At 67.7% G+C, this 22,990-nt stretch carries 24 protein-coding genes; 18 read left to right on the top strand and 6 right to left on the bottom strand.

Annotated elements, in window-relative coordinates:
- Positions 1–234 precede the first annotated feature (234 nt).
- The 3 genes from H4W31_RS32045 (at position 235) to H4W31_RS32035 (ending at position 3,474) form a co-directional block, all read left to right on the top strand.
- Positions 235–681, top strand: a complete 447-nt coding sequence (locus H4W31_RS32045; protein ID WP_192770037.1) for a MarR family winged helix-turn-helix transcriptional regulator — start codon at positions 235–237, stop codon at positions 679–681.
- A gap of 210 nt (positions 682–891) precedes the next feature.
- Positions 892–1,833 (top strand): NmrA/HSCARG family protein, encoded by a 942-nt coding sequence (locus tag H4W31_RS32040; protein WP_192770036.1) that lies wholly within the window; start codon positions 892–894, stop codon positions 1,831–1,833.
- 447 nt (positions 1,834–2,280) lie between these two features.
- Complete coding sequence (locus tag H4W31_RS32035; protein WP_192770035.1) at positions 2,281–3,474, top strand: low temperature requirement protein A; 1,194 nt, start codon at positions 2,281–2,283, stop codon at positions 3,472–3,474.
- A 19-nt stretch (positions 3,475–3,493) separates the two neighbouring features.
- Here H4W31_RS32035 and H4W31_RS32030 read toward each other — a convergent pair whose 3' ends face one another.
- On the bottom strand, positions 3,494–4,327 hold the full coding sequence (locus H4W31_RS32030) for a patatin-like phospholipase family protein (protein ID WP_192770034.1): 834 nt from the start codon (positions 4,325–4,327) through the stop codon (positions 3,494–3,496).
- A 261-nt stretch (positions 4,328–4,588) separates the two neighbouring features.
- On the opposite strand from H4W31_RS32030, the gene H4W31_RS32025 reads away from it, so the two are divergent.
- The 4 genes from H4W31_RS32025 to H4W31_RS32010 all read left to right on the top strand — a co-directional run bounded on the left by H4W31_RS32025 (position 4,589) and on the right by H4W31_RS32010 (position 7,324).
- Positions 4,589–5,965: an FAD-binding oxidoreductase gene (locus H4W31_RS32025; protein ID WP_192770033.1), complete on the top strand. Its 1,377-nt coding sequence runs from the start codon at positions 4,589–4,591 to the stop codon at positions 5,963–5,965.
- 285 nt (positions 5,966–6,250) lie between these two features.
- Positions 6,251–6,613: a DUF2089 domain-containing protein gene (locus H4W31_RS32020; protein ID WP_192770032.1), complete on the top strand. Its 363-nt coding sequence runs from the start codon at positions 6,251–6,253 to the stop codon at positions 6,611–6,613.
- Complete coding sequence (locus H4W31_RS32015; RefSeq protein ID WP_192770031.1) at positions 6,610–6,870, top strand: hypothetical protein; 261 nt, start codon at positions 6,610–6,612, stop codon at positions 6,868–6,870. Before H4W31_RS32020 ends, H4W31_RS32015 begins: the two co-directional genes overlap by 4 nt.
- A 22-nt stretch (positions 6,871–6,892) precedes the next feature.
- The gene (locus H4W31_RS32010; RefSeq protein ID WP_192770030.1) at positions 6,893–7,324 is read left to right on the top strand and encodes an SHOCT-like domain-containing protein; all 432 of its coding nucleotides are present in this window, start codon (positions 6,893–6,895) and stop codon (positions 7,322–7,324) included.
- A 197-nt stretch (positions 7,325–7,521) separates the two neighbouring features.
- Here the strand turns inward: H4W31_RS32010 and H4W31_RS32005 are convergent, their stop codons facing one another.
- Positions 7,522–7,809 carry a hypothetical protein gene (locus H4W31_RS32005; protein WP_192770029.1) on the bottom strand — a complete coding sequence of 96 codons (288 nt, stop codon included), beginning with the start codon at positions 7,807–7,809 and terminating at the stop codon, positions 7,522–7,524.
- Positions 7,810–7,900: 91 nt separating this feature from the next.
- Here H4W31_RS32005 and H4W31_RS32000 point away from each other — a divergent pair, with 91 nt between their 5' ends.
- Entirely contained in the window at positions 7,901–8,707 is an 807-nt protein-coding gene (locus tag H4W31_RS32000; protein ID WP_192770028.1) for an ABC transporter ATP-binding protein, read from the top strand.
- Positions 8,708–8,717: 10 nt separating this feature from the next.
- Positions 8,718–9,479, top strand: a complete 762-nt coding sequence (locus H4W31_RS31995; RefSeq protein WP_192772552.1) for an ABC transporter permease — start codon at positions 8,718–8,720, stop codon at positions 9,477–9,479.
- A gap of 153 nt (positions 9,480–9,632) precedes the next feature.
- Here the strand turns inward: H4W31_RS31995 and cynS are convergent, their stop codons facing one another.
- On the bottom strand, positions 9,633–10,076 hold the full coding sequence (gene cynS, locus H4W31_RS31990) for a cyanase (protein WP_192770027.1): 444 nt from the start codon (positions 10,074–10,076) through the stop codon (positions 9,633–9,635).
- 90 nt (positions 10,077–10,166) lie between these two features.
- The gene (locus H4W31_RS31985) at positions 10,167–11,342 is read right to left on the bottom strand and encodes an NAD-dependent formate dehydrogenase (protein ID WP_192770026.1); all 1,176 of its coding nucleotides are present in this window, start codon (positions 11,340–11,342) and stop codon (positions 10,167–10,169) included.
- 289 nt (positions 11,343–11,631) lie between these two features.
- Between H4W31_RS31985 and H4W31_RS31980 the strand changes: the two genes are divergently transcribed.
- The gene (locus H4W31_RS31980; RefSeq protein ID WP_192770025.1) at positions 11,632–12,588 is read left to right on the top strand and encodes a DUF1152 domain-containing protein; all 957 of its coding nucleotides are present in this window, start codon (positions 11,632–11,634) and stop codon (positions 12,586–12,588) included.
- Positions 12,589–12,860: 272 nt separating this feature from the next.
- Complete coding sequence (locus H4W31_RS31975) at positions 12,861–13,127, top strand: hypothetical protein (protein ID WP_192770024.1); 267 nt, start codon at positions 12,861–12,863, stop codon at positions 13,125–13,127.
- A gap of 376 nt (positions 13,128–13,503) precedes the next feature.
- Here H4W31_RS31975 and H4W31_RS31970 read toward each other — a convergent pair whose 3' ends face one another.
- Complete coding sequence (locus H4W31_RS31970) at positions 13,504–13,980, bottom strand: hypothetical protein (protein ID WP_192770023.1); 477 nt, start codon at positions 13,978–13,980, stop codon at positions 13,504–13,506.
- Positions 13,981–14,545: 565 nt separating this feature from the next.
- Here H4W31_RS31970 and H4W31_RS31965 point away from each other — a divergent pair.
- The 4 genes from H4W31_RS31965 to H4W31_RS31950 all read left to right on the top strand — a co-directional run bounded on the left by H4W31_RS31965 (position 14,546) and on the right by H4W31_RS31950 (position 19,062).
- Positions 14,546–16,555 (top strand): hypothetical protein, encoded by a 2,010-nt coding sequence (locus H4W31_RS31965; RefSeq protein ID WP_192772551.1) that lies wholly within the window; start codon positions 14,546–14,548, stop codon positions 16,553–16,555.
- A gap of 32 nt (positions 16,556–16,587) precedes the next feature.
- Positions 16,588–16,983 carry a hypothetical protein gene (locus H4W31_RS31960; RefSeq protein ID WP_192770022.1) on the top strand — a complete coding sequence of 132 codons (396 nt, stop codon included), beginning with the start codon at positions 16,588–16,590 and terminating at the stop codon, positions 16,981–16,983.
- 352 nt (positions 16,984–17,335) lie between these two features.
- Complete coding sequence (locus tag H4W31_RS31955; protein WP_318783272.1) at positions 17,336–18,538, top strand: IS110 family RNA-guided transposase; 1,203 nt, start codon at positions 17,336–17,338, stop codon at positions 18,536–18,538.
- 173 nt (positions 18,539–18,711) lie between these two features.
- On the top strand, positions 18,712–19,062 hold the full coding sequence (locus H4W31_RS31950) for a hypothetical protein (RefSeq protein ID WP_192770021.1): 351 nt from the start codon (positions 18,712–18,714) through the stop codon (positions 19,060–19,062).
- A gap of 125 nt (positions 19,063–19,187) precedes the next feature.
- Here H4W31_RS31950 and H4W31_RS31945 read toward each other — a convergent pair whose 3' ends face one another.
- On the bottom strand, positions 19,188–20,003 hold the full coding sequence (locus H4W31_RS31945) for a helix-turn-helix domain-containing protein (RefSeq protein WP_192770020.1): 816 nt from the start codon (positions 20,001–20,003) through the stop codon (positions 19,188–19,190).
- A gap of 137 nt (positions 20,004–20,140) precedes the next feature.
- Between H4W31_RS31945 and H4W31_RS31940 the strand changes: the two genes are divergently transcribed.
- From H4W31_RS31940 to H4W31_RS31930, 3 genes are all read left to right on the top strand, one after another.
- Positions 20,141–21,160 carry an alpha/beta fold hydrolase gene (locus H4W31_RS31940; RefSeq protein WP_318783523.1) on the top strand — a complete coding sequence of 340 codons (1,020 nt, stop codon included), beginning with the start codon at positions 20,141–20,143 and terminating at the stop codon, positions 21,158–21,160.
- 191 nt (positions 21,161–21,351) lie between these two features.
- The gene (locus H4W31_RS31935; protein WP_404825738.1) at positions 21,352–22,275 is read left to right on the top strand and encodes an ABC transporter ATP-binding protein; all 924 of its coding nucleotides are present in this window, start codon (positions 21,352–21,354) and stop codon (positions 22,273–22,275) included.
- The gene (locus H4W31_RS31930) at positions 22,272–22,976 is read left to right on the top strand and encodes an ABC transporter ATP-binding protein (protein ID WP_192770019.1); all 705 of its coding nucleotides are present in this window, start codon (positions 22,272–22,274) and stop codon (positions 22,974–22,976) included. The genes H4W31_RS31935 and H4W31_RS31930 overlap by 4 nt, the downstream gene beginning before the upstream one ends.
- Positions 22,977–22,990: the final 14 nt, after the last annotated feature.

Genomic DNA, 22,990 nt, shown 5'->3' with positions numbered 1-22,990 from the left:
ACGTCAACGGATTCCTGAACGGCTCCTGCCGGAGCTGACGCCAGGTGGCCCGCCCACGCACCACGCCTCGCCCGTATCCGGGGCCGGGCCCGCAACAGGTCGTTCTCGCGTACGGGATCGACCCCGGAAGCGGGTGGTTCGACGGTGGTCATCAGAACCTGCGGTGCGTAATGTGACGAGAATAAGTCCAAAGACTGGACCGTCCGATTATCGGACTATCGTGATGGGGGTTACATGGGACGGAGCACCCGCGCCGCGGATCTCGGTGTGCTGGCCACCCGCCTGTTGTTCGGGTTGCAGTCCGAGCTGTTCCGGCGCAGCGCCCAGGAGGGCTTCGGCGACCTTCGCCCGCGTCACGGTGCGGTGATGGCCCACCTGGACGAGAACGGTCTGCGGCAGACCGATCTCACCCGGCTGGCCGGCCGTAACAAGCAGACCATCGGCACGATGATCGACGAGCTGGAGAAACTCGGCTACGTCTCGCGCGTACCCGATCCGGCCGACCGCCGGGCCAAACTGATCGTGCCCACGGCACGTGGTTTACGGCTGGCGGAGCTCTCCGACCGGATCATCGCGGAGATCGAGGACAGGTACGCAGCGAAGATCGGCCGGGAGGCGTACGAGCAGTTCCTTCAGGCTCTGTCGGCGATCACCGAAGACGCGGAGGTAGACGAGGAATGACTCCGCCCCGGGGCGAAGCTCCGTAAGCGCCGACTGACCGGCCGCGAGCACCGGCGAACGGGCTGGACCCGCACCGGGTCGAGGGTGGCCGGCGTAACGCGAGGGCGATAGTCCGAAAACTTGACGGTCAAGCTTCCGGACTATTACGGTTGGCGCATCGAGATACCCGGCGGCTCCGACGCCGGGCCTTTCACGAGCGGAGACGCCCCTATGTCCGGTAACAACACAATCTCTGTGCTGGGTGCGACCGGTGTGCAGGGTGGCGCGGTCGCCCGGGCGCTGCTCGCCGACGGCACGTTCGAGGTTCGCGCGATCACCCGCAACGCGTCCTCGGCAAGGGCACAGGCCCTGGCGGCCCTCGGTGCCGAGGTGGTCGAGGCGACCCTGAACGACGAAGCCAGCCTGCGGAAGGCTTTCGACGGGGCCTACGGCGCGTTTCTGGTCACGCCCTTCTGGGAGCACATGTCCGCGGCCAAGGAACTGATCGAGGTGGGGAACCTGATCAGCGCCGCCAAGGCCACCGAACTCCAGCACGTGGTCTGGTCGACGCTGGAGGACACCCGCGAGGCCATTCCCGTCACCGACGACCGGATGCCGACCCTCGACGAGATCTACAAGGTGCCGCACTTCGACGTGAAGGGCGGCGTCGCCGATGCGATGTTCGCCGAGTCGGGCCTGCCCACCACGTACCTGCAGGTGTCTTTCTACTGGGACAACCTGCTCACCGACGTGAAGCCGCAGCGCGATCCCGACGGGACGCTCGCGCTGCACCTGCCGGTCGGCGACACGCCGATCGCCGGGATCGCCTCGGAGGACATCGGCCGCTCCGTGCTAAGTGCGCTCAAACGGCCCGCCGAGACGATCGGCGTCACCCTCGGCATCGCCGGCGAACATCTGACCGGCGACCAGCTCGCCGCCGCCTTCAGCAGGGTGATGGGCGAGCCGGTCGCCTACCGGCCACTGAGCCACGACCAGTTCCGCGCGCTGGGTTTCCCGGGCGCGGTCGAGCTGGGGAACATGTTCCAGTACTACGCCGAGTTCCCGGAGTCGTACCTGGGGCGGCGCGACGTCGAGTTGATGCGCTCGATCAACCCGGACTGGCTCAGCTTCGCCGACTTCCTGGCCAAGCACCGGGACCACTCCGGGGCCTGAAGCCGCATCAGATGAACGGCACACCGCTGTTGAGCGGTCCACATTGGTGGGCACCCGTATCGCTCTCGAACGGGCTCGGCGCGGGCAACCCCGGCCGCCCACAGAAGCTCCCACACCGGTCGTCCTCGACGGTCTGACCGTGGACGTGCTGGCCGGGATGCCGTGCCTGGACCTTCGCCAGGCGGTTCGGTCGCGCGCGCAGACCTCTCCTCGACCCGATGGCCGAACACCCCCATGCACCAGCTGATCCTCAAGGGGCAGTCGTGAACGATCTCAAGGAATTCGCCATGGGCGACGCGCGTCTGCGCTCGGGCCTGGGCGCAGACGCGCACCACCGCCGCACCGGCGGAAGGTTGCCAGTGTGATCCGGGTGACTCTGCCGGCCATCGGTGAACGTCGCCGCTCGACGTTCGTCCTGCCCATCGGGAACGAGCGAGGAGCGGGCGCATGACCGGACCACACCGCAGGCTCATGACCCCGATGCGGGCGCGTGCCGCCGACGAACCACATCGCGCCTCGACGCCGCTGGAACTGCTCTTCGACCTCTGCTTCGTGATCGCGGTTGCGCAGGCCGCGGGCCCGCTGCACCACGACATCGCCGAGAACCACGTGGCACACGGCCTGCGCGGGTTCTTCGTGGTGTTCTTCGCGATCTGGTGGGCGTGGGTGAACTTCAGCTGGTTCGCCAGCGCCTACGACACCGACGACGTGGTCTACCGGGTCACCACGTTGGTACAGATCGCCGGCGCGCTGGTGCTGGCCGCGGGTATCGGCCCCGCTTTCGCCACCGGCGACATGCGGACGAGCACGATCGGCTACGTCGTGATGAGGCTTGCGCTGGTAAGCCAATGGCTGCGCGCCGCCCGCACCGACGAGAAGCGCAGGAAGACCGCCACCCGGTACGCGATCGACGTCGTCGCCATCCAGAGCCTCTGGCTGTTGCACCTGTTCGTCGCCTCCGACTCGGGCCTGTTCCTGCCGACCGTCGCCGTGCTGATCGTGCTCGAACTGGCGGTGCCGATCTGGGCCGAGGCCGCCCCCGGCGGACCGACCACGTTCCATCCGCGGCACATCGCCGAGCGGTACGGACTCTTCACCATCATCGTGTTGGGCGAGGCGGTCGCGTCGTCCACGGTTGCCTTCCGCGCCGCGCTGAACGAGGGCGGCGACCACGTGGGCGCCCTGTTGCGGGTCGCGGTCGCCGGCCTGGTGATCGTGTTCCTGCTCTGGTGGCTCTACTTCGACCGGCCCGCACACATCCTGCTGACCTCGTTGCGTATGTCGCTGTTGTGGAGTTACGGCCACTACTTCATCCTGGCGTCGGCGGCGGCCGTCGGCGCCGGCCTGGGCGTGGCGGTCGACCACGCGGCGCACCATTCAAAGATCTCGGACGTACGGGCGGGATACGCGATCGCCGTACCGGTTGCGGTTTATCTGTTCTTCGTCTGGCTGCTGCACCTGCGTCCGCACCAGTCCGGGCCGGCGCTGCTGGCGATGCCGCTGGGTGTCGTACTGGCGCTGCTGACCCCGCTGGTGCCGGCGTCGATCGAGGCGCTGGCCGTCCTGCTGGTTACGCTGGTCGTGGTCAGTGTCGTCCAGGGCCGTTCGAGGCGTACCGGAACGGATCGGCCGGCGACGTGAGCCGGACCCGGGCGGCCCGTCATGACCAGACCTCGCGGATCTGGTCCGCGATCGATGCGGCCTGGTCGCGTCCGGCGCGGGCGGCGGCCGGCCGCCGCGCGGGGTCGAGCATGTTGTCACCGATCGCGTCACGGGCTGCGGCGTCCGGTGTCACGACGATGTTCGGCACCCCGAGTGCCGCTGCTTGGATCTGGGGACGATCGGCGCGGCGCAGGGCCGCAGTGGTGGGTGCGATCACGACCACCCGGCTGTGACCGGCGGCGAGGTCCACGTTGGCGACCGATCGTACGCCGCCGTCCATGTACCGCCGTCCGTTGATCGTGACGGGTGGCCAGATCAGCGGGACGGCGCAACTGGCCGCGACCGCGTCGATCAGCGGCACGCCGCTGTCGGCGTGGAAGACGATGTCCGCGCCGGTCTGGGTGTCGACGGCGGTCAGCAGAAGCTGGCGGTCGGGCCACCGCCGGTCGGGTACTCGTCGTTCGATGACCGCTCGCCGTTCGGCTTCGGAGACGGTTTTCGCGCTCAGTGCGGCTCGTCCCAGCCAGGCCCGGCCGTGCCGCCGGTCGCCGGGCCACGCGGCCGCGACCAGGAAACGGAGGAGAACTCCCAAGCCGATCCGGGCGGGGAGCTCACCGGATCCGTTGTCGGTCTGGGCGGCGTAGACGTCCGCGAGGGAAGTCCCGCCGGTGAGTTGCGCGGCCACCGACGCACCCGCGGAGGTGCCGATGACGGTGTCCGCGACAGAGAGATCGACGCCGCACTGAGTGAGGCCGTGCAGCAGGCCGATCTCCCACGCGACGCCGGTGACGCCACCGCCGCCCAGCACCAGGGCCCGTCCATCGGTCGACATCGACGCATCCTCTCACGGCACCCACACCCGGGTCCGTCGGCGCAATCACCGCTCAAGGCCGTGGTGTGGCCCGAGGCCCTGCCTGCCGGCCCGGATGGACCGCATGATCACCGGGGCGAGCGGCGCCGTCGCGGCACGCTGGACAAGGCCGCGAATCATCCCAGGGGGTGGGGTTACGGAAAGCTGGCGGCTGGTGGCCAACGGCCTGGGTAGGGTGCGGACGGCGGGAGACGATCGGGCGAGCGCCCTGGGGGAGCCGGGATGGCCGATGTTCGTGGGCTGCGCGCTCAGTTGCGGGGTCCGGTCCTGGAACCGGGGGATCCAGGATTCGCCGATGAGGTGGCCGGCTACAACGCGTTTGCGAAGAACCGGCCGGTCGTAGCGATCGGGGCCGAGCGGGTCGAGGACGTGCTCGCCGCAGTCGCGTACGCGACGCGGCACGATCTGCCGGTGCGAGTGCAGGGGACAGGGCACGGGATCGGGTCCGGGTTCACCGACGGCGTGCTGATCACCACGGGTCGAATGCGCGACCTGGTGATCGACCCTGCGGCGGCCACGGCGCACGTCGGCGCCGGGTTGGCGTGGGCGGACCTCATGCCGGCGGTCGCCGAGCATGGCCTGGCCGGCATCACCGGATCGTCGCCCGGTGTCGGGGTGGTCGGCTGGCTTCTCGGCGGGGGACTGAGTCCGGTGGGGCGGACCTTCGGTTTCGGGTCGGACCGGCTCATCGGGCTGGACATCGTCACCTGCGACGGTACGGTTCAGCACGTCACGCAGGAGTCCCAACCAGACCTGTTCTGGGCGCTTCGCGGCGGGCGGGCCGGGCTCGGGATCGTGACCTCGGTCGACCTGGATCTGGTGCCCCTGCGCTCGCTGTACGGCGGCGGGCTGTACTTCGACGCCGACCTCGCCGAGGTCGCGCTGCGAACGTGGGCGGACTGGGCGGCGAGCCTGTCGGAGGACACGACGACCTCGGTGGCCCTGCTGAGGCTGGCGGACCAGCCCGTGGTGCCGCCGGAGATTCGCAACCGCTTCGTCGTCCACATCAGAGTCGCGCACATCGGCGAGGACGCCTCTGGCGAGGCGATCGTCGCCCCGCTGCGGGCGATCGGCGAGCCCCTGCTCGGCACGATCGGTCGGATGCCGTACACGGCGATCGGGACCATCCACAACGATCCACCCGATCCGTTGCCGATCTGGCTCACCTCCGGCCAGTTGCGCGAGTTTCCGGCCGACGCCGCGGCCGCCGTGCTCGCGACCGCCGGGGCCGCCTCAGGTGTGCCGCTGATGGAGGTGGAGATTCGGCAACTGGGCGGTGTGATGGCAGCCACGCCACGGCTGGCGGACGCGATCAGCGGACGGGATGCGGGCTACGTCGTCATCATCGCGGGTGTGCCGGAGCCGGATCTGTTCGGGACGGAGATACCGGCCGCGGCGGCCCGGGTCCTGGACGCGCTCTCGCCGTGGACCCTACGCGGTCCGCAGGCCAACTTCAGCAACGATGTCAACGACGGTGCCACCATGACGTCGACCTGGGAGGAAGCCATCCGTCGTCGCCTGGTGCAGATCAAGACCAGCTACGACCCCGCCGACGTCTTCCGCTTCGGCGCCCACCGCCCCGGTCCGGTGTCCGGGTAGCGGCAGCAAGGGCCTGGCGTCCTCAGCGACTCCTGTGGCGAATTTGCCTCTGCCGCCGCCTGCGGTCATTCAGGGCTTGACGAGCCGAGCGGGCCGGCCGAGGCGTGCGGCGTGGTGATCGACCTGTCGGACACGTCGAGGCCACGGCAGAGGGCGGATGACAGGGCGTGCGATCCGAGCTATTCAAGATCAAATCAGTAAAATTAAGTACCCGACGTTGACAGCTTAAAAAAATCAAGGTAAAAATTGATAGTAAGCGCGACGGTGAGGGCAAGGGAGCCGAAGGTGGACTGGCAGGAACTGACCGACCTGACGCGCGGACAGCCGTTCGTGGTCGAGCGGGTTCGTCTCGCCGGCAGCGGCATCGTGGTCGAAGGTCAGTTCGAGCCGCCCCAGCTGGCGCAGCTCAGCATCGACGACCAGGTGTTCGTTGCCGCGTTCGTACGGTCGCACGGATCGATCAAGGAGATGGAGCGGATCTTCGGGGTGAGCTATCCAACGATCAAGTCCCGACTGAACCGGATCGCCGAGCAGCTCGACTTCGTCGACACCGACCCGGCACCCACCGGCGCCGACGTCGTCGACCGCCTGCGGCGCGGGGAGATCAGCGTCCAGGAGGCGCTGACCGAGCTGGAGAGGTCCCGATGATCCCGCAGCTGGTGACGTACCGCCAACGCCGTCGCGATGGCCGCTGGCTGCGGCTGTACGTCCCGGTCGTGCCGCTGGTGCTGGTGCTGTCACCGCTGCTGCTGGTCGCCCTGCTCGCCGGCGTGGTCGCCTGCTTCATCTTCCGGGTCAGCCTGGTGGGTGCGTTGCGCGGCGCAGGGCAACTGTTGTGCGCGCTGCCCGGCACCCGGTTCGAAATGGAGTACGGCCAAATGGCCGTGCTGGTGAGTGTCAGATGAGTCGGAGGGGGAGGAGCAACAAATGAACGAACAGCGCCGTCAGATCCTGCAGATGCTGGTCGACGGAAAGATCAACGCAGACGAGGCCGAGCGGTTGATTGACGCCCTCGAACGAGAAGAGCCCGAGGCTGCGCCGGGGACCCTGGCCCGCCCGAAAGCCCGACCCAAGTACCTGCGCGTGGTGGTGAACTCGGAGGACACCGCCGGTGGCGACGGGCCGGGCCGGGTCAACATCCGGGTCCCACTGCAGCTGCTGCGCGCCGGGGTCCGACTCGCGAGCCTCATCCCTCCGCAGGCGCTCACCCAGGTCAACGCGGAACTGAGCAAATCAGGGGTGCCGGTCGACCTCACCCAGCTCAAACCGCAGCACATCGAGGACCTCGTCGAGCACCTCGACGATCTCAGCGTCGACGTCGACCAGCCCGACACCAAGGTGCAGGTGTTCTGCGAGTGACACCGCCACGGCGCCCGACGTCCACCCGGACCACGGCGCCGGGCGGCCGTCCGTCCGCCGGGCCGTCACGCGGCGTACCCGGCGGAAGGCGTCGCCGGTCAGCGCGATGACGAGCGCCGGCCACCAAGAGGCCCTCCGCGCCTCGGGCCTGCGCGCCGAGGAGGGCGGGCGCCGTCGAGGGCGTTCGACGATGCCACCTACTCCACCGGGCGCTGTCGGCGGGCCGTCGTCGACGCCGGGGATAGTGCCGTGATCAGACCGCGCCGCCGTGCCGGGCCGCGCCTGCCGGGGTCGACCTCGAAGACCTCGCGGTTCCCGCCGTTCGGGCCCTTTCGATAGTTGGGGCCGACACCTTCCACCGTCACGTGCAGGCTTGCGGCGTCGCTATTCAGTGTTACTGTGTACCGGTAGTCAGTAGCACCGAGTACCTTGCGGCGGGGGAGACGGTCCATGACTTCCTCGCGGAACCGCTCGAACAGCTCCACGAAGGGGGCAACTGACCATGTCCGTCACCACCCGTGCACGGAAGAGGCTGACCGACGCCATCGCCCGCGCCGAGGAAGAGAAGGCAGTCTGATGACAGCACCACAGGTCCCGGCGATCCGGGTGCAGGGTCTGGAGAAGTCGTACAAGCAGCTGCACGTGCTGCGTGGCGTGGACTTCGACGTGCAGCGGGGCAGCATCTTCGCCCTGCTCGGGTCGAACGGGGCGGGCAAGACCACCGTGGTGAAGATCCTGTCCACGCTGCTCAAAGCGGACGCCGGGACGGCCAGCGTCAACGGCTTCGACGTCGCCACGCAGGCGGCGGACGTACGCGAGTCCTTCAGCCTGACCGGGCAGTTCGCGGCCGTTGACGAGATCCTCACCGGTCGGGAGAACCTCCTCCTGGTCGCCCGGTTACGGCACCTGAAGAATCCGGGCACGATCGCGGATGCCCTGCTCGACCGCTTCTCGCTGACCGAGGCGGCCGCGCGGAAGGTGTCGACCTACTCGGGTGGCATGCGCCGCCGCCTCGACATCGCGATGAGCCTCATCGGGAATCCGCCGGTGATCTTCCTGGACGAGCCGACGACCGGGCTCGACCCCCAGGCGCGCATCGAGGTGTGGCAGGCCGTCAGAAAACTCGCCGGCCAGGGTACGACGGTGCTGCTCACGACGCAGTATCTGGACGAAGCCGAACAACTCGCCGACCGGATCGCGATCCTCCACCAGGGTCGGATCATCGTCAACGGCACCCTCACCGAGCTCAAGCAACTGCTTCCGCCCGCGAAGGTCGAGTACGTCGAGAAGCAGCCGACCCTCGAGGACGTCTTCTTCGCCATCGTCGGGGCCGACGGCAAGGACGGCGCCGCCAATGCCCACAGCGTCGACGCGGACAAGTAGAGGATCCATGATGACCAAGCACTTCTTCGGCGATACCGCCGTCCTGCTGGGACGATCCCTGACGCACGTCACCCGCAGCGTGGACACCATCATCACGACCGCGATCACACCGATCGCCATGATGCTGCTGTTCGTCTACGTGTTGGGCGGCGCGATCAACACGGGGACGGGCACATATGTGAACTATCTGCTGCCCGGCATCCTGCTGATCACGATCGCATCGGGCATCGCCTACACCGCGTTCCGGCTCTTCCTGGACATGAAGAGCGGCATCTTCGAGCGATTCCAGTCCATGCCGATCGCACGGTCGTCCGTGCTGTGGGCGCACGTGCTGACCTCGCTGGTCGCCAATCTGATCTCGCTCGTGGTCGTCGTGGGCGTCGCTCTCCTGATGGGCTTCCGCTCGGGAGCGGGAGTGCTGGCCTGGCTCGCGGTCGCCGGCATCCTGATCCTGTTCACCCTCGCACTGACGTGGCTCGCCGTGATCCCCGGCCTCACCGCGAACTCCGTGGACGGCGCGAGCGGGTTCTCCTATCCACTCATCTTCCTGCCGTTCATCAGCTCGGCATTCGTGCCCACCGACACCATGCCCGGCCCCGTGCGCGCCTTCGCCGAGAACCAGCCGGTGACGGCCATCGTCAACACCATTCGCGACCTGTTCACACAGCAGTCGGTCGGCACCGACATCTGGATCGCGCTCGGCTGGTGCCTCGGCATCCTCGTCGTCGCGTACGTCTTCGCGATGGTCGTCTACCGCCGCAAGATCTCCTGACGGCACGGTGCCCGGCGCGTCCGGGCCGCATGCCTCCTCTGTCGACACCGCCGAACACCGCGCGCAGCGCAGGGGATATCGGCCACCCCAGCCGGGGACACGGTCTACGGAGTTTTCCCGAGCCTCGGCCACCGGGACGTAGGGGCCGTGCGTTCAGTACTGCTTGTACGGAAGATACTTGCCACTGAATTCGATTTTGACCCGGTCGCCCGCCGGATCCGGCTCCCGAGTGAGATTCATCCGGAAGTCGATGGCGCTCATGATGCCGTCGCCGAATTCCTCATGGATGAGTGCCTTGAAGGTTGTGCCATACACGTTGACCAGCTCGTAGAACCGGTAGATCAGCGGGTCGGTCGGCACGGTGGTCGGCAGCGAACCCTTGTACGGTACGGTCTGCAGGATGAGGGCCGCCTCATCGGGCAGGTCGAGGAGGCTCACGACGATCGCCGCCTGCTCTGCGGAAATTGTCATCTGTCCGAGGCAGGCGGCGGTCGTCCATTCCTTGCTCAGGCCAACCGCCTCCGCAATGCTCGCCCAGCTGATCCCCTTTTGAATGCGGCTGGCGACGATAAGCTCGGTGACGTCAGTTCGGTTCATTGCGGTGCCTCCGACGGTGTGCGACGGACCCGTCCGAGCCCCACTCGCCGGGCCCGCCCGGGTTCCGATCCAGAATTGGGACCTGCTCGGCTATTTTGCGGGTGTGGAACTTCCGGTCGAGTAGGAGTGCGAGCCGGTGCCGGCCAGCCCGCCCTTGTCGACGATCAGGTACTCGTCACGGATCGGCGTACCGTCCAGCCAGGACTCCAGGATCTCCCGGGTGCCGGCGGCGTACCGGGCCTGCGCGGAGAGCGACGAGCCGGAGATGTGCGGGGTCATCCCCTGGTGGGGCATCGTCCGCCACGGGTGGTCGGCCGGGGCCGGTTGGGGGTACCAGACGTCTCCGGCGTACCCGGCGAGCTGCCCGCTCCGCAGCGCGCGGTCCACCGCGTCGCGGTCGCAGATCTTCGCCCGGGCGGTGTTGACCAGGTACGCGCCGCGCTTCATGCTGCCGATCAGTGTGTCGTCGAACAGTCCCTCGGTCTCCGGGTGCAGCGGCGCGTTGATCGTCACCACGTCGCACTCGGGCACCATCTCGGCGGCGCTGGGATGGAAGGTGAGCCCGAGTTCCTCCTCGAGCTCCCGGGGCAGCCGGTGCCGGTCGGTGTAGTGCAGCCGCACGTCGAACGGCTTGAGTCGGCGCAGTACGGCCAGCCCGATCCGGCCGGCGGCGACGGTGCCGACCTGCATGCCCTCCACGTCGTACGACCGGGCGACGCAGTCGGCGATGTTCCAGCCGCCCTCGCTCGCCCAGCGGTGGGCCGGCAGGTAGTTGCGGACCAGCGAGAGGATCATCATGACGACGTGTTCGGCGACGCTGATGCTGTTGCAGTAGGTCACCTCGGCGACGGTGACGTCGGCGGCGATCGCGGCGTCCAGGTCGACGTGGTCGGAACCGATGCCGGCGGTTATCGCGAGCTTGAGGTTGCGGGCGTTCGCAATCCGTTCCGGGCTGAGGTACGCCGGCCAGAACGGCTGCGAGATGACCACGTCCGCGTCGGGCAGTTCCCGGTCGAAGACCGAGTTGGCGCCGTCCTTGTCCGAGGTGACGACCAGAGTGTGTCCGCGCTCCTCCAGGAAGCGGCGCAGCCCGAGTTCGCCGGAGACGCTGCCGAGCAGGTGTCCGGGGGTGAAGTCGACATCCCGCGGGGTCGGGGTGGACTGCCCGCCCGGATAGTGGTCGATGCGGGGCAGGTCGTCCCGGGCGTATGAGGTGGGAAAGCCGTCGATCGGATCGTCGTACAGCACGCAGAGCACTTTCGCCATGATGTCGGCTCCATTCGCTAGCGGGATGTTGTATACAGCATCCTGTCGCCAGAGCTGCCGGTCAAAACGAAATTCACTATCAGGCGATAGTCGTCGGCTATCTGGGGTCTCGGTGCCGGCATCGACCTGGTCGCGGACCGGGCTGGCCGATCTGGTCGGCTGGGCCGGTAGCCGGTAGCCGGTAGCCGGTAGCCGGTAGCCGGTCGGTGGTGGGATCACCGGGCGGGTTGCGTCGGTCGCTGATCATGGACCGGTGATAAGCCCTGCCGCGTCTCCCGTGGAATCTGACATGTTCTCGTTGGCCACCCCACCACTGTTCGCCGCCCTGGCTCCGGCCCGGAGCGTCCTGATCGCCGGTGCGGGCGGCGGATTCGACGTGTACGCGGGTCTGCCGCTGGCCCTCGCGCTGTGGCACAGCGGCGTGCGGGTGCACCTGGCGAACCTGTCGTTCTCGGAACTCGAACTGATGGACCGTGACTCGTGGGCGGCCGAGCACGTCGCAGCGGTCACGCCGGACTCGACCAGTCCGGACTGGTACTTCCCCGAGCTCACCCTGGCCCGATGGCTGGCGGCCCACGACCTGCCGTCGACGGTGTATGCCTTCCCTCCGCTCGGTGTCCAGCCGTTGCGGGACGCCTACCGGTACCTGATGGAACGCCTGGGCATCGACGCGGTGGTGCTGGTCGACGGTGGCACCGACGTCCTGCTGCGCGGCGACGAGAGCACCCTCGGCACGCCGGTGGAGGACATCACCAGCCTCGCCGCCGTGGCGGGCCTCGATATCCCGGTGAAGCTGGTCACCTGTCTCGGCTTCGGCATCGACGCCTACGACGGGGTCAACCACGTTCAGGTGCTGGAGAACATCGCCGCGCTCGACCGCAGCGGCGGTTACCTCGGCGCGTTGTCCATACCTGGCGCGAGCCGGGAGGCGGTGCTGTACCGCGACGCCGTCGCCGACGCCCAGGCCGGCACCCCGATGCGGCCGAGCATCGTCAACGGACAGATCGCAGCCGCCACCAGCGGCGCGTTCGGAGATGTCCAGTTCACCCGGCGTACCAGCGGCAGCGCGTTGTTCGTCAATCCGCTGATGGCGGTCTACTTCACCGTCGACCTCGACAAACTCGCCGCCCGATGCCTCTACCTCGACCGTATCGAGAACACCATCGGCAGGCGTCAGGTGATCGGGCGCATCGCGGCGTTCCGGAACGAAATCTCCACCCGTATCCCGCGCGCGTTTCCCCACTGAACGCCCGTACAGTGGCAGATCCGGACATGTCAAAGGCGGCCTCAGGCAAATTCGCGAGCTGGCTTCCCCGTCTCCTCGTGCTCCGGTCGGAGACCACCCAGCGCACCTGGTCATCGCTTACAGTAGCCGTGCTTCGAGAAATGGCGGGAGTGTGAGGATGAGCCTCGATATCTCGGTGGATACCGGACGACGACGCCTACGCCGGTCGGGACGTTGTCGTGGATCCGCCGGGCACCAGCACTGGAGTAGGAGCTGAAGGCTTTCGTCATAAGTTGTGGGGTTCCGTAGCCGCTCGGCGTCTCGGCGCGACGTTCCTGCCGCAACTTGCTGACATCACGGTCGAGAACCGTGGGAATCTCCAGGTCCCGCCCGGCCAGCTCGACGCCTTCGAGCAGGAGTGCGTACTCCTGGCAGAGAACGTCGAGCAACTATCCGCCGCGACTGGATACGACGCGGATCGCATCCTCCATAACCTGGCCAATGTGCGGCACGCTGTGGAGCGAGCCAAGGCGGTACACGGCGGCATCATCATCTGGTAGCGGCATCAGGGACGGCCGGCTGGGCGACAGCGCCCCCCGATTCGGCAGATAAAGGAAAGCGCGCAATGCACTTCTCCCGCACGCTGACGCCACCAACTACCACCGACACTCGGGCATTATCGTCAGGCGGCCCAGCCGGTACGGGCCGGTACATTTGTGAGCCCTCTACGCCCAAGCCGCCGTCAGCCGCGAACCCCGCTCAACCTTCGGAAGTCCTCATGGCTCACATCCCTCGATCAACGCCGCCGCTTGTCGACATCTGCTCATCGGCAGGACCGGACATCGACCGGAACCTGAGGTCGCCCACGGAGCGTGACGGCTTCAGCTGGCGGCGGCGTGCACCGTCTGCGGCATGAGCGAATGCGGCAGGGAACTGTCAGCGGAGTGAGTTGATCCGCTCGAAGACTTGGCCAGCGCACCAGTCCGGGCAACGGCACGCGCCCTGCCGCACGAGGCGATGCCGTAGTTCGATCGACGCGTTTGGGTGGTGGGCAACGAGGCTCCGGTGGTGAAAGGTACGGCTGCCGTATTTCGCTGCTTCGTCATCGGCGAGACGCTCCAGGGCAGTGCCGGGTGTGTCCAGGTGCAGCAACGCGTTCCATTGAACCCAGCTGTCCGAATCGTGCAGCAGCCGGTCCAGCGCGTCCGGTGGCGTCCTCGGGTTCCGAGCCACCCACAGCCGAACCGGGCGGACCGGGCTGTCGGCCAGCCCTCGCAAGCGCTCCGGGATCGTTTCTGCTGAACGCGCCTCGAGTACCCGCCGATAGCCAGCCATACGGTCGCGGTATGACGGCACGTCCCGAGCAGCCTCTGCCATAAGGTTCATGATCGCAGGGTTGACCTCGTAGTCCATCGGGTCAGCAGGCCGGAGACGCTGAGGCCCTGTGGGCCTGTGATGCGGTACGAGCTTGGACGGGGTCGCGTCACTCGCTGCGGTGATGGCAGCCGCCGCGCACCAACGCGGCATGAGCGAGCACCTGATCAAGCCCGCCTTCACCCGGTCCCTCGGTGCGAGCCTGGCGTGCTTGAGAAGCTGTTCGAGATCCGCTACTCGGGTCAGGTCTCAGGCGACCCTCTCGATCTCGGCACATAGTTCGAGCGCGAGGACACCGGTCTCCTCGCAGTAGTCGGTGGAGTTGTTGGTGACGAGGAAAATCATCCTGCGGAGCATGCCCCGACCACCCGGGTCCGCCGGTGCCCGGGAAGGCAACACGGCGTGAGCCGGGTCTGCTCAACGGCGCCACCGGCCAACTGGCGGAACTGCTGACCGCCGGCTCGGCATCCTACCGCCGTACGCGAATCCGGTCGACTGGCCACCGGCCACCAGCGCCCGTCCGTGACCGTGGGGACAGCCGGAAATGCGTTTCTCCGATTGCAGGCACTCCATAGGATCTCCGGTGATCAAGGAGGATGACACAGTGGGCGATTTCCAGCAGTTCGTGACGGATGTGACCATACGTCTGTCCGCAATGTCCAAAGGCGAGTTGTACGTCGTCGGCGACGGTCTCGACCGGGACTCACTCTGGCTCACCTTTCTCGATTCCTTCCCCGCCGGCGCCAATCTCCGGTTCCGTGAGCGGTCCGAGTACGACTGCTCGACCTGCCGCGGGTTCATCAAGAACTTCGGTAACATCGTCGAGATCCACAACGGACAGGTCCGCTCCGTCTGGTCCGGGGTGTCTGCATCCGACCCGGTCTTCTCCGTCGTCGCCGCCGCGATGGACGAATTCGTCAGCACGCTGCCGATTTCCACCATTTTTCGGTCCACCGAGGCGCAGTACGGGGCGAGGACGACCCGGACGCTGCGCGACGGCCAGGTCGAGGTGTGGCACCACCTGTACGGCCGGGTGGAGAAGCGGCATCGCATCAAAGACGTCGGCGCGGCACGGGGCACCTTCGACGCCGCAGTGCAGGTGTTCCAGCGTGGCCTGGCCGAGCTGGCCCAGCACGCGCTGGACACCGTCGTCGACCTGATCGACGACAATGCCCTCTACCGCGGCACGGAGCATCGTCGGGCGGTGACCGAGTTCCGGTCACTGCAGAACCGGTGGACGAAGGCGGCCGACGGACAGGCCTTCATTTTCGCCAACGCGATGAACCCGGCGGCCCGGTTCCGCAACACGGTGATCGGCACCCTCGTCCAGGATCTCTCCGCGGGCGTCGACCTGGAGCAGGCGGTCCGGTCGTTCGAGACGAAGGTGGCACCGCAGAATTACCAGCGCCCCACGGCGTTGATCACCCCGGCCATGGTCAAGGCTGCCATGAAGACCATCGACGAGTTGGGCATCGAGGAGTCGTTGCAGCGACGGTTCGCCCGGCTGTCCGACGTGTCGGTCACCAACGTGCTGTGGGTCGACAACGACACACAGTCGCGGATGAAGGACGGCATCGAAGGGTTGCTCATGCGGGCGGCCACCATGAGGTCGGCAGGTGGGCGCCTTCGTGACGCGAAGCCCGAGGAGATTCCCGTGGTCACCTTCATGAAAGACATCCTGCCCGGCGCCGCGACGATCGACCTGTGGGTCGCCAACAGCCACGAACCGCACTTCGTCAGTCTCACCACCGGCCGGCACCCGGCCGCCCCGCGGCTGTTCACCTGGGACAACGATTTCGGCTGGTCCTACAACGGCAACGTCACCGACTCGATCAAGGACAAGGTCAAGCGGGCCGGCGGCAACGTCACCGGCAAGCTGCGGGTGAGCCTGTCCTGGTTCAACCACGACGACCTCGACCTGCACGTGTTCGAACCCAACGGCGACCACATCTGGTACAAGGACAAACGCAACAAGCTGGACGTCGACATGAACGCGGGCGGGACGTTCTCGCGCGAGCCGGTGGAGAACGTCACCTGGACCGACAACGTCCCCAACGGCGAGTACCGGATCGAGGTGAACCAGTTCAACAAGCGGGAAAGCACCGAGGTCGGCTTCGTGATCGAGACCGAGAGCAACGGCAAAATCGAGCATTACAGCCACGAGCGGGCGGTCGGCCACAAGGAGACCGTCGAGGTGGGCCGGATGACGGTCGCCGACGAGGTGATCACCGCTTTCCGGCCGGGTAAGGACATGCAGCCGGGCAGCGCAGGCAAGGACCTGTGGGGAATCACCACCGAACAGTTCGCGCCGGTGTCCACCATCATGTACTCGCCGAACTACTTCGACGACAGCGAGGTCGGCAACCGCCACTACTTCTTCATCCTGAAAGGGTGCGTGAACGACCAGCCGACCCGGGGAATCTACAACGAGTTCCTCCGCGGCGACCTGCAACCGCACCGCAAGGTGTTCGAGGTTCTCGGCGATCGCACCAAGTGCGAGCCGTCCCCGGATCAGCTGTCCGGCCTCGGCTTCAGCTCCACGGTCCGCAGCTCTGTGGTCGCCAAGGTGACCATGACCGACGGCCGGCGCCACCTCATCAGTATCCAGTTCTGATTTCCTAACCAGAAAATCTGAGAGAGGCCATCGTGACCATTTTTGAGAAGGCCACGCGGGAGAAATTCCGCTACCCGTCGTCCAAGGGACTGCTGACCACGGAACAGCTGTGGGAGCTTCCGCTGACCGCCAAGTCCGGCTTCAGCCTCGACGACGTGGCCAAGGCGGTCAACGTCGAACTCAAGGCCATCGACACCGAGTCGTTCGTGGCCACCGAGACCAATCCGGCCAAGGCAACCTTGGAGACCAAGCTGGAGGTCGTCAAGCACATCATCGCCATTCGCCTAGCGGAGGACCAGTCGGCGAAGGCCGCGGCAGCCAAGAAACTGGAGAAGGAAAAGCTGCTGGCAGTCCTGGGCCGCAAGCAGGACGCGGTCCTGGAAAACCTGACCGAGGCAGAGCTGCTGGCCCGAATCAACAACCTGTAGCCCGCCGACAATCAGCGTCTGCCAGCAGGCCCGCACATCGCCGAGAAGTACGGTCGCCATACAAGACTTGCGCGACCAGGCCGGCGCCCACGGCCACTTCTCGGCGAACTCACATCGGTACGACAGCGAACGCGACGCCCTCTCATCGGCTGCTTGTTTCATTGCGGTAGGACCGTAGCCCGGCCAGGCTTTGGTCCAGGTGCCCGGGCTGTCGCTCTCACATCGGCTGCCCACGCTGGTCGTGTGGCTCTCATTTGGCCTGCGCAGTCCCGGGCGCCGCCAGGGCGGGGAGAGGCTCGAGAGGGGTTTGCGTAGCTCGAAGCAGCGTTGCCCTCCCGGCTCGACAACTCAGGTGGATCGAGCATCGGAGGACGCGTTGAAGGTCACGTCGGATCGTGTGGTCATCGGTATGGACCCGCACAAGCGCTCTGCCACGATCGAGGTCATGGCCGGCGACGAGACCATCGTCGGCGGCGGCCGGTTCGACACCGGTCGGGACGGCTACGCGGCGATGAGACAGTACACCGGCCAGTGGCCGGTCCGGGTGTGGGCGATTGAGGGTTGCCAGGGCATCGGCCGGCACATCGCCAACCGGTTGTTGGCCGACGGTGAGCAGGTCGTCGACGTCCCGCCGAAGCTGTCCGCCAGGGCGCGGGTGTTCGCGACCGGCCAGGGTCGCAAGACCGACGCCACCGACGCCCACTCCATCGCGCTGGTCGGCACCCGGATGGCCGGATTGCGTCCGGTCGTCAACGATGAGCAGCTCGCCTTGCTTCGGATTCTGGTCGACCGTCGTCGGTCGCTTGGTGAGGACCACACCCGGATGGTGTCCCAGCTGCACCAACTGTTGCTGGAGCTCATACCGGGCGGCGCGAAGAAGAGCCTGTCCGCCGCCCAGGCCAAGGCACTGCTGGCCACGGTCCGGCCCCGTGACGTCGTCGGCAAGACCCGGCGCCGGGTCGCCGCGGAACTGATCGGTGACCTCGAACGCGTCTACCGCCGCACGAAGGAAGCCGACAAGGAACTGAAAGAGCTCGTGGCTTCCACCGGGACCACGCTGATGGACCTGCACGGCATCGGACCCTCCGGCGCCGCCCGACTGCTGGTCGAGGTCGGCGAGGTCACCCGGTTCCCGAACCGGGCCCACTTCGCCTCCTGGAACGGCACCGCCCCCATCGACGCCTCCTCCGGCGAACAAGTCCGCCACCGGCTCTCCCGCGCCGGGAACCGGCAGATCAACCGAGTCCTGCACATCATGGCCACCGTCCAACTACGCAACCCCACCGAGGGCCGCGCCTACTTCGACCGGAAGAAGACCGCCGGGAAGACGTCGATGGAAGCGATGCGGGCGCTGAAACGACGCCTGTCCGACATCGTCTACCGGCAGATGATCGACGACGCCACGGCCGGCCAGGTGACGGGCCCGGGAGGACAACGAGGAACGACTACTGACTCCAGCGTGACCAGCTCACATCCCCATGCCGGCTCTTCGGAGAAGTCACTTCCCGGACCCGCCGCCACCCAGCTTAGAACCCCGCTCCCGACGATGGCTTGACACAGAGGGGAGCCAGATCCGGTCAGCGATCCGGCACGGGAGCCGGCCACGGAGCGTAACGACTTCGGCTGGTGGGGACGCGCACGGTCGGCGGCATGTCCGGACGTTCGTACTTCGAGGGCTGTGCAGGCCGCGGGTTTGGCGGCTGCGTGGCCCGTTGAAGAATGCACTCCGTGGCGAACACCGACGCACGACGGCGCTGGCGAGAGCAGCAGCTTGCGGAGCAGCGTGAGCGGCTCCATCCGGATGTCGTCCAGGGTGACCTCGAGGGAAGCGTGTTGGTCCGTCCGGACGGATCCCTGACGGCTGAGGTCGTCCACGTGCAATGGATGGACAACCATCCAGCAGGTCCCGGCACTCACGTGATGGTCTCGTTCGCAGACGGGTCGAACGTCGAGTTCGCATTCGATGTGCCAGTCGTGAAGGTTCGAGCGGTCGACCTGCAGGTGGTGAGCCGAGACGACGTACGTCAGGCAGCGCCGTCCGGGTGGGGGGCCGACGCCGAGCGGTGGGACGAAGCCTGACCCGTCGCCTTCGCGGCCTCCGACTGCGAACGCGCGCCACGCGGCATGAGTGCCCACATGACCATGGCGTTCGGTGGTGCGGAGGCTTTCTCAGCGCCAGGAGGGTGGGCGGTGCCGGGAGGTCGTTATTGGAGCTGCACGGGGGTGTGAGCGGCTTTTCGCTGGCTTGCGTTGCGATCGGGCCAGGCGATGTCGTCGACCGCCAGCCATGGTTGACCGATTGCGGTCGCCGGGGTCGATCCGGTGAACGCTACGACGTCGCGATGTAGGTGGGACTGGTCGGAGTAGCCGCTATCGGCGGCGACTCGGGCTGCGTGTTCACCCGCGACCAGGCGGTGGATCGCGTGGTCGAAACGGACCAGCTTGGCGGCGCGCTTGGGCGCCGCGCCGATCTGCGACTGGAACCGGTACCACATACGCTTACGACTCCAGCCGACCTCGGCCGCCAGTCTGTCGACCCGGGTTTGGCCACGACTGACGAGGATCCGCTTCCAGGCCCAGGCCACCTCCGGATCCACGGGTGATCCTGCGGTACGCGAGCCGGCGTGCCACCGGTCGGCGAGCAACGCGTCGACCAACGCGAACCGGTCCTCCCACGACGAGGCGTCGCACAGTTGCTCACGCACGTGCGACGCCTGTCGGCCCCACACGTCGTCGAGGGTCACTACGGCACCGTTCAGGTCGCTCGGCGACACGCCTAGAATTGCGCGAGCGATGACCGGGGACAGGCGTACCTGCACGGCCTCGAAATTCTCGCCGCGCACCCAGAGCGCGTCGGATCCGAATCCGAGCCCGGCGACGAGACTTCCCCGTTGTTGCCGCCCTGCGGCATCGTCCACGATGAGCGGGCCGGAGCCGAACTCCAGGGCCAGCGTCACCGCCGGGTGTGGGATCACCCGCTGGCCGACCGCGGCCACGCCGCGATCACGAAATCCGGCCATGCTGACACCGGCCACCCGGCTGGGCCGCGCGGGGCGAGTGACCTCCCAGGGGGTCGCACCGCCACGTCCGCGAACGGTGGAACGCATCACTGGATGCTACCCGGGCCGGTCGACCAGAACATTTGTTCAAGCCAGCGGTGCCGCACGGCAACGACAGTGGGCTCATGACGACATCGCCAGCTTCCGGCAACCAGCTCGACGAGGCTGACCCGCGCTCGCCCGACCAGCAGCCGCGTAGGAGTCGCGTCCGCCGGCGGCCCCGCATCATCGCCTCGACAACCCTACTCACGGTCGTCGGATTGCTCCTGGCGAACGCGGCAATGGTGAGCTGGCAGGCCGCCCCCGCCACCGGAGACTCGACCCTGCATCTCGACGGCGGCGACATCCACGTCAGCCAGGACGGACCCCGCGACGCCCCGGCACTCGTGCTGATCCACGGCCTCGGCGCCTCGACCGAGTGGTGGAGTCCGATAGTCCCGACGCTGGCAACGTCCTATCGTGTCATCCGAATCGACCTGCTCGGACATGGCCGGTCCGCCAAACCGGCCGGCGGCGGCTATGCGATCCCACAGCAAGGACGCCGCGTCGGGCAGGCACTCGACCAGCTCGGCGTCGAACACGCCACAGTGATCGGTCACTCCACCGGCGGCTACGTCGCCACCGCGCTCGCCGAACACCGAAGCGACCTGGTGACCGCGCTCGCGCTCATCAACACTGGACCTCGCCTGGACACCTTCATCTCGGACGGGCCGGTGGGCAAGCTCGTCTTCGTCCCTGTGCTGGGTCAATTACTGTGGCGACTTCGGACCGATGGGATTCTGCGCCGGGGCTTGAGCACCGCGTTCGCGCCAGGCTTCCACGTCCCGCAGCAGCTCGTCGACGACACGCGCAGCATGACCTATCACGCGCTCACGGCAACATCGCGGGCGTCCGAGGACTATCTGGCCCAGCGACCACTTCCGGATCGGCTCACGAGCCTCGCCACACCACTGCTGGTCATCTTCGGCGAGCTCGACCAGAGGTGGCGGTCCTCCTCGGCGGCGTTGTACCGCTCCATCACAGGTGCGAAGGTCGAGTTGGTGCGCGGTGTCGGCCACTCACCCATGCTCGAAGATCCTCCGCGTACAGCCGGACTTCTCCTCAGCTTCATTAGTTGAGGAATAGTCAAGACCTGTGGATCGGGGTGCCCGTCACGAATTCCAGGAACCCCGGAGTTTCGGTATGCGGGGGCGTCATCCCGTGACGTTAGGAAGGCGCGGCCTCCGCGGATGCGGCCTCGGGCCGGTCAACCAGGTTTCCCCAAACCGTCTAGAGTCGGCGCGTCGGGCGCAGGAGGAGAGGTACCACCATCACACCGCTGTCTCTGCCGCCACCACGGCGAGCACCGGAATTCGGCCGGGACGCGTTGATCGTCTGCGAGAGCCTGGTCCGGATCTATCAGACCGGGTCGATCGAGGTGCAGGCGCTGCAGGGGTTGGACCTCGTCGTGGAGAGCGGCGAGATGGTCGCCATCGTCGGGGCGTCCGGATCGGGCAAGTCCACGCTGCTCTCCATCCTCGCCGGGATCGACGCCCCCACCGCCGGGCGGGCCCGCGTCGACCGGTCGGACCTGCTGGCGATGTCCCGGGCCGACCGCGTCCGCTACCGGCGCCACACCGTCGGGTTCGTCCGGCAGCAGAGCACGAGCAACCTCGTGCCGTACCTGACCGCGCGGCAGATGGTCGACCTTCCGATGACCGCGGCCCGTACACCGGCCCGTACCCGCCGGGCCCGCGTCGGCGAACTGCTGGCCGCCCTCGGCGTCGCGGACTGTGCCGACCGGCGTCCCGCGCAGATGTCGGGCGGACAGCAGATGCGGGTCGCCGTCGCGGTCGCCCTCGCCAACGAGCCCCGGGTGCTGCTGGCCGACGAGCCGACCGGCGAGCTGGACACCGCCACCTCGGCGGAGGTCTTCGGGGCGCTACGGGACGTCAACCGGCAACTCGGGGTCACCGTCGTCGTCGTGACCCACGATTCCGAGGTCAGCGGCAAGGTCGAGCGGACCGTGGCGATCCGCGACGGGCGTACCAGCAGTGAGGTACTGCGGCGGGCGACGACCGGTGCCGATGGCGACGTGGGGGTGGTCGCCGAGGAGTACGCCGTGATGGATCGTGCCGGGCGGGTCCAGGTGCCCCGGGAGTACCGCGAGGCGCTGGCGTTGACCAGGCGGGTCCGGCTCGCGCTGGAGGCTGACCACGTCGCGATCCACCCCGACCGCGTCGACCGCGGATGAGCGCCGCCCCGCTGCTGTCCGTACGCGGCGTGCGGCGAAGCTTCGGCGTCGGACCGACGGTCGTACACGCGGTGCGGGACGTGTCGTTCGAGGTCGAGGCCGGCACGATGGTGGCCCTGGTCGGCCGCTCCGGTTCCGGCAAGACCACCCTGCTCAACATCGTCGGCGGGCTGGACCGGCCGGACTTCGGCACCGTCGTCGTCGACGGCACCGAGGTGACCGCCCTCGACGAGGACGGGCTCTCCCGGCTGCGACGCGCGACGGTCGCCTACGTGTTCCAGACGTTCGGACTGATCCCGGTGCTGTCGGCCGCGGAGAACGTCGGCGCACCGCTGCGACTGGTCCGTACTCCGGCACCGGTCCGCGAACGCCGGGTCGCGCTGCTGCTGGAGCTGGTGGGCCTGGCCGACCACGCCCGACAGCGGCCCGGCGAACTCTCCGGTGGCCAGCAGCAACGGGTCGCGATCGCCCGGGCCCTCGCCGCCTCACCACGGCTGCTGATCGCCGACGAGCCGACCGGACAACTGGACGCCGAGACGGGCCTGTCGGTGATGTCGTTGCTGCGTGGGGGGGTGGAGTCCGAGGGTGTCACGGCACTGGTCTCCACGCACGACCCGGTGATGATGGCGCTGGCGGACCGGGTGATCCGGATCCAGGACGGCCGGCTCGACGACGAGCCCGACGGGTCGGCCCCCGAGTGACCGGCCGGAGCGGC

It is taken from the genome of Plantactinospora soyae (assembly GCF_014874095.1).
Classification (GTDB): domain Bacteria; phylum Actinomycetota; class Actinomycetes; order Mycobacteriales; family Micromonosporaceae; genus Plantactinospora; species Plantactinospora soyae.
The sequence above is the reverse complement of the archived record's forward strand: the minus strand, read 5'-3'. Positions and strand labels throughout refer to the sequence as shown.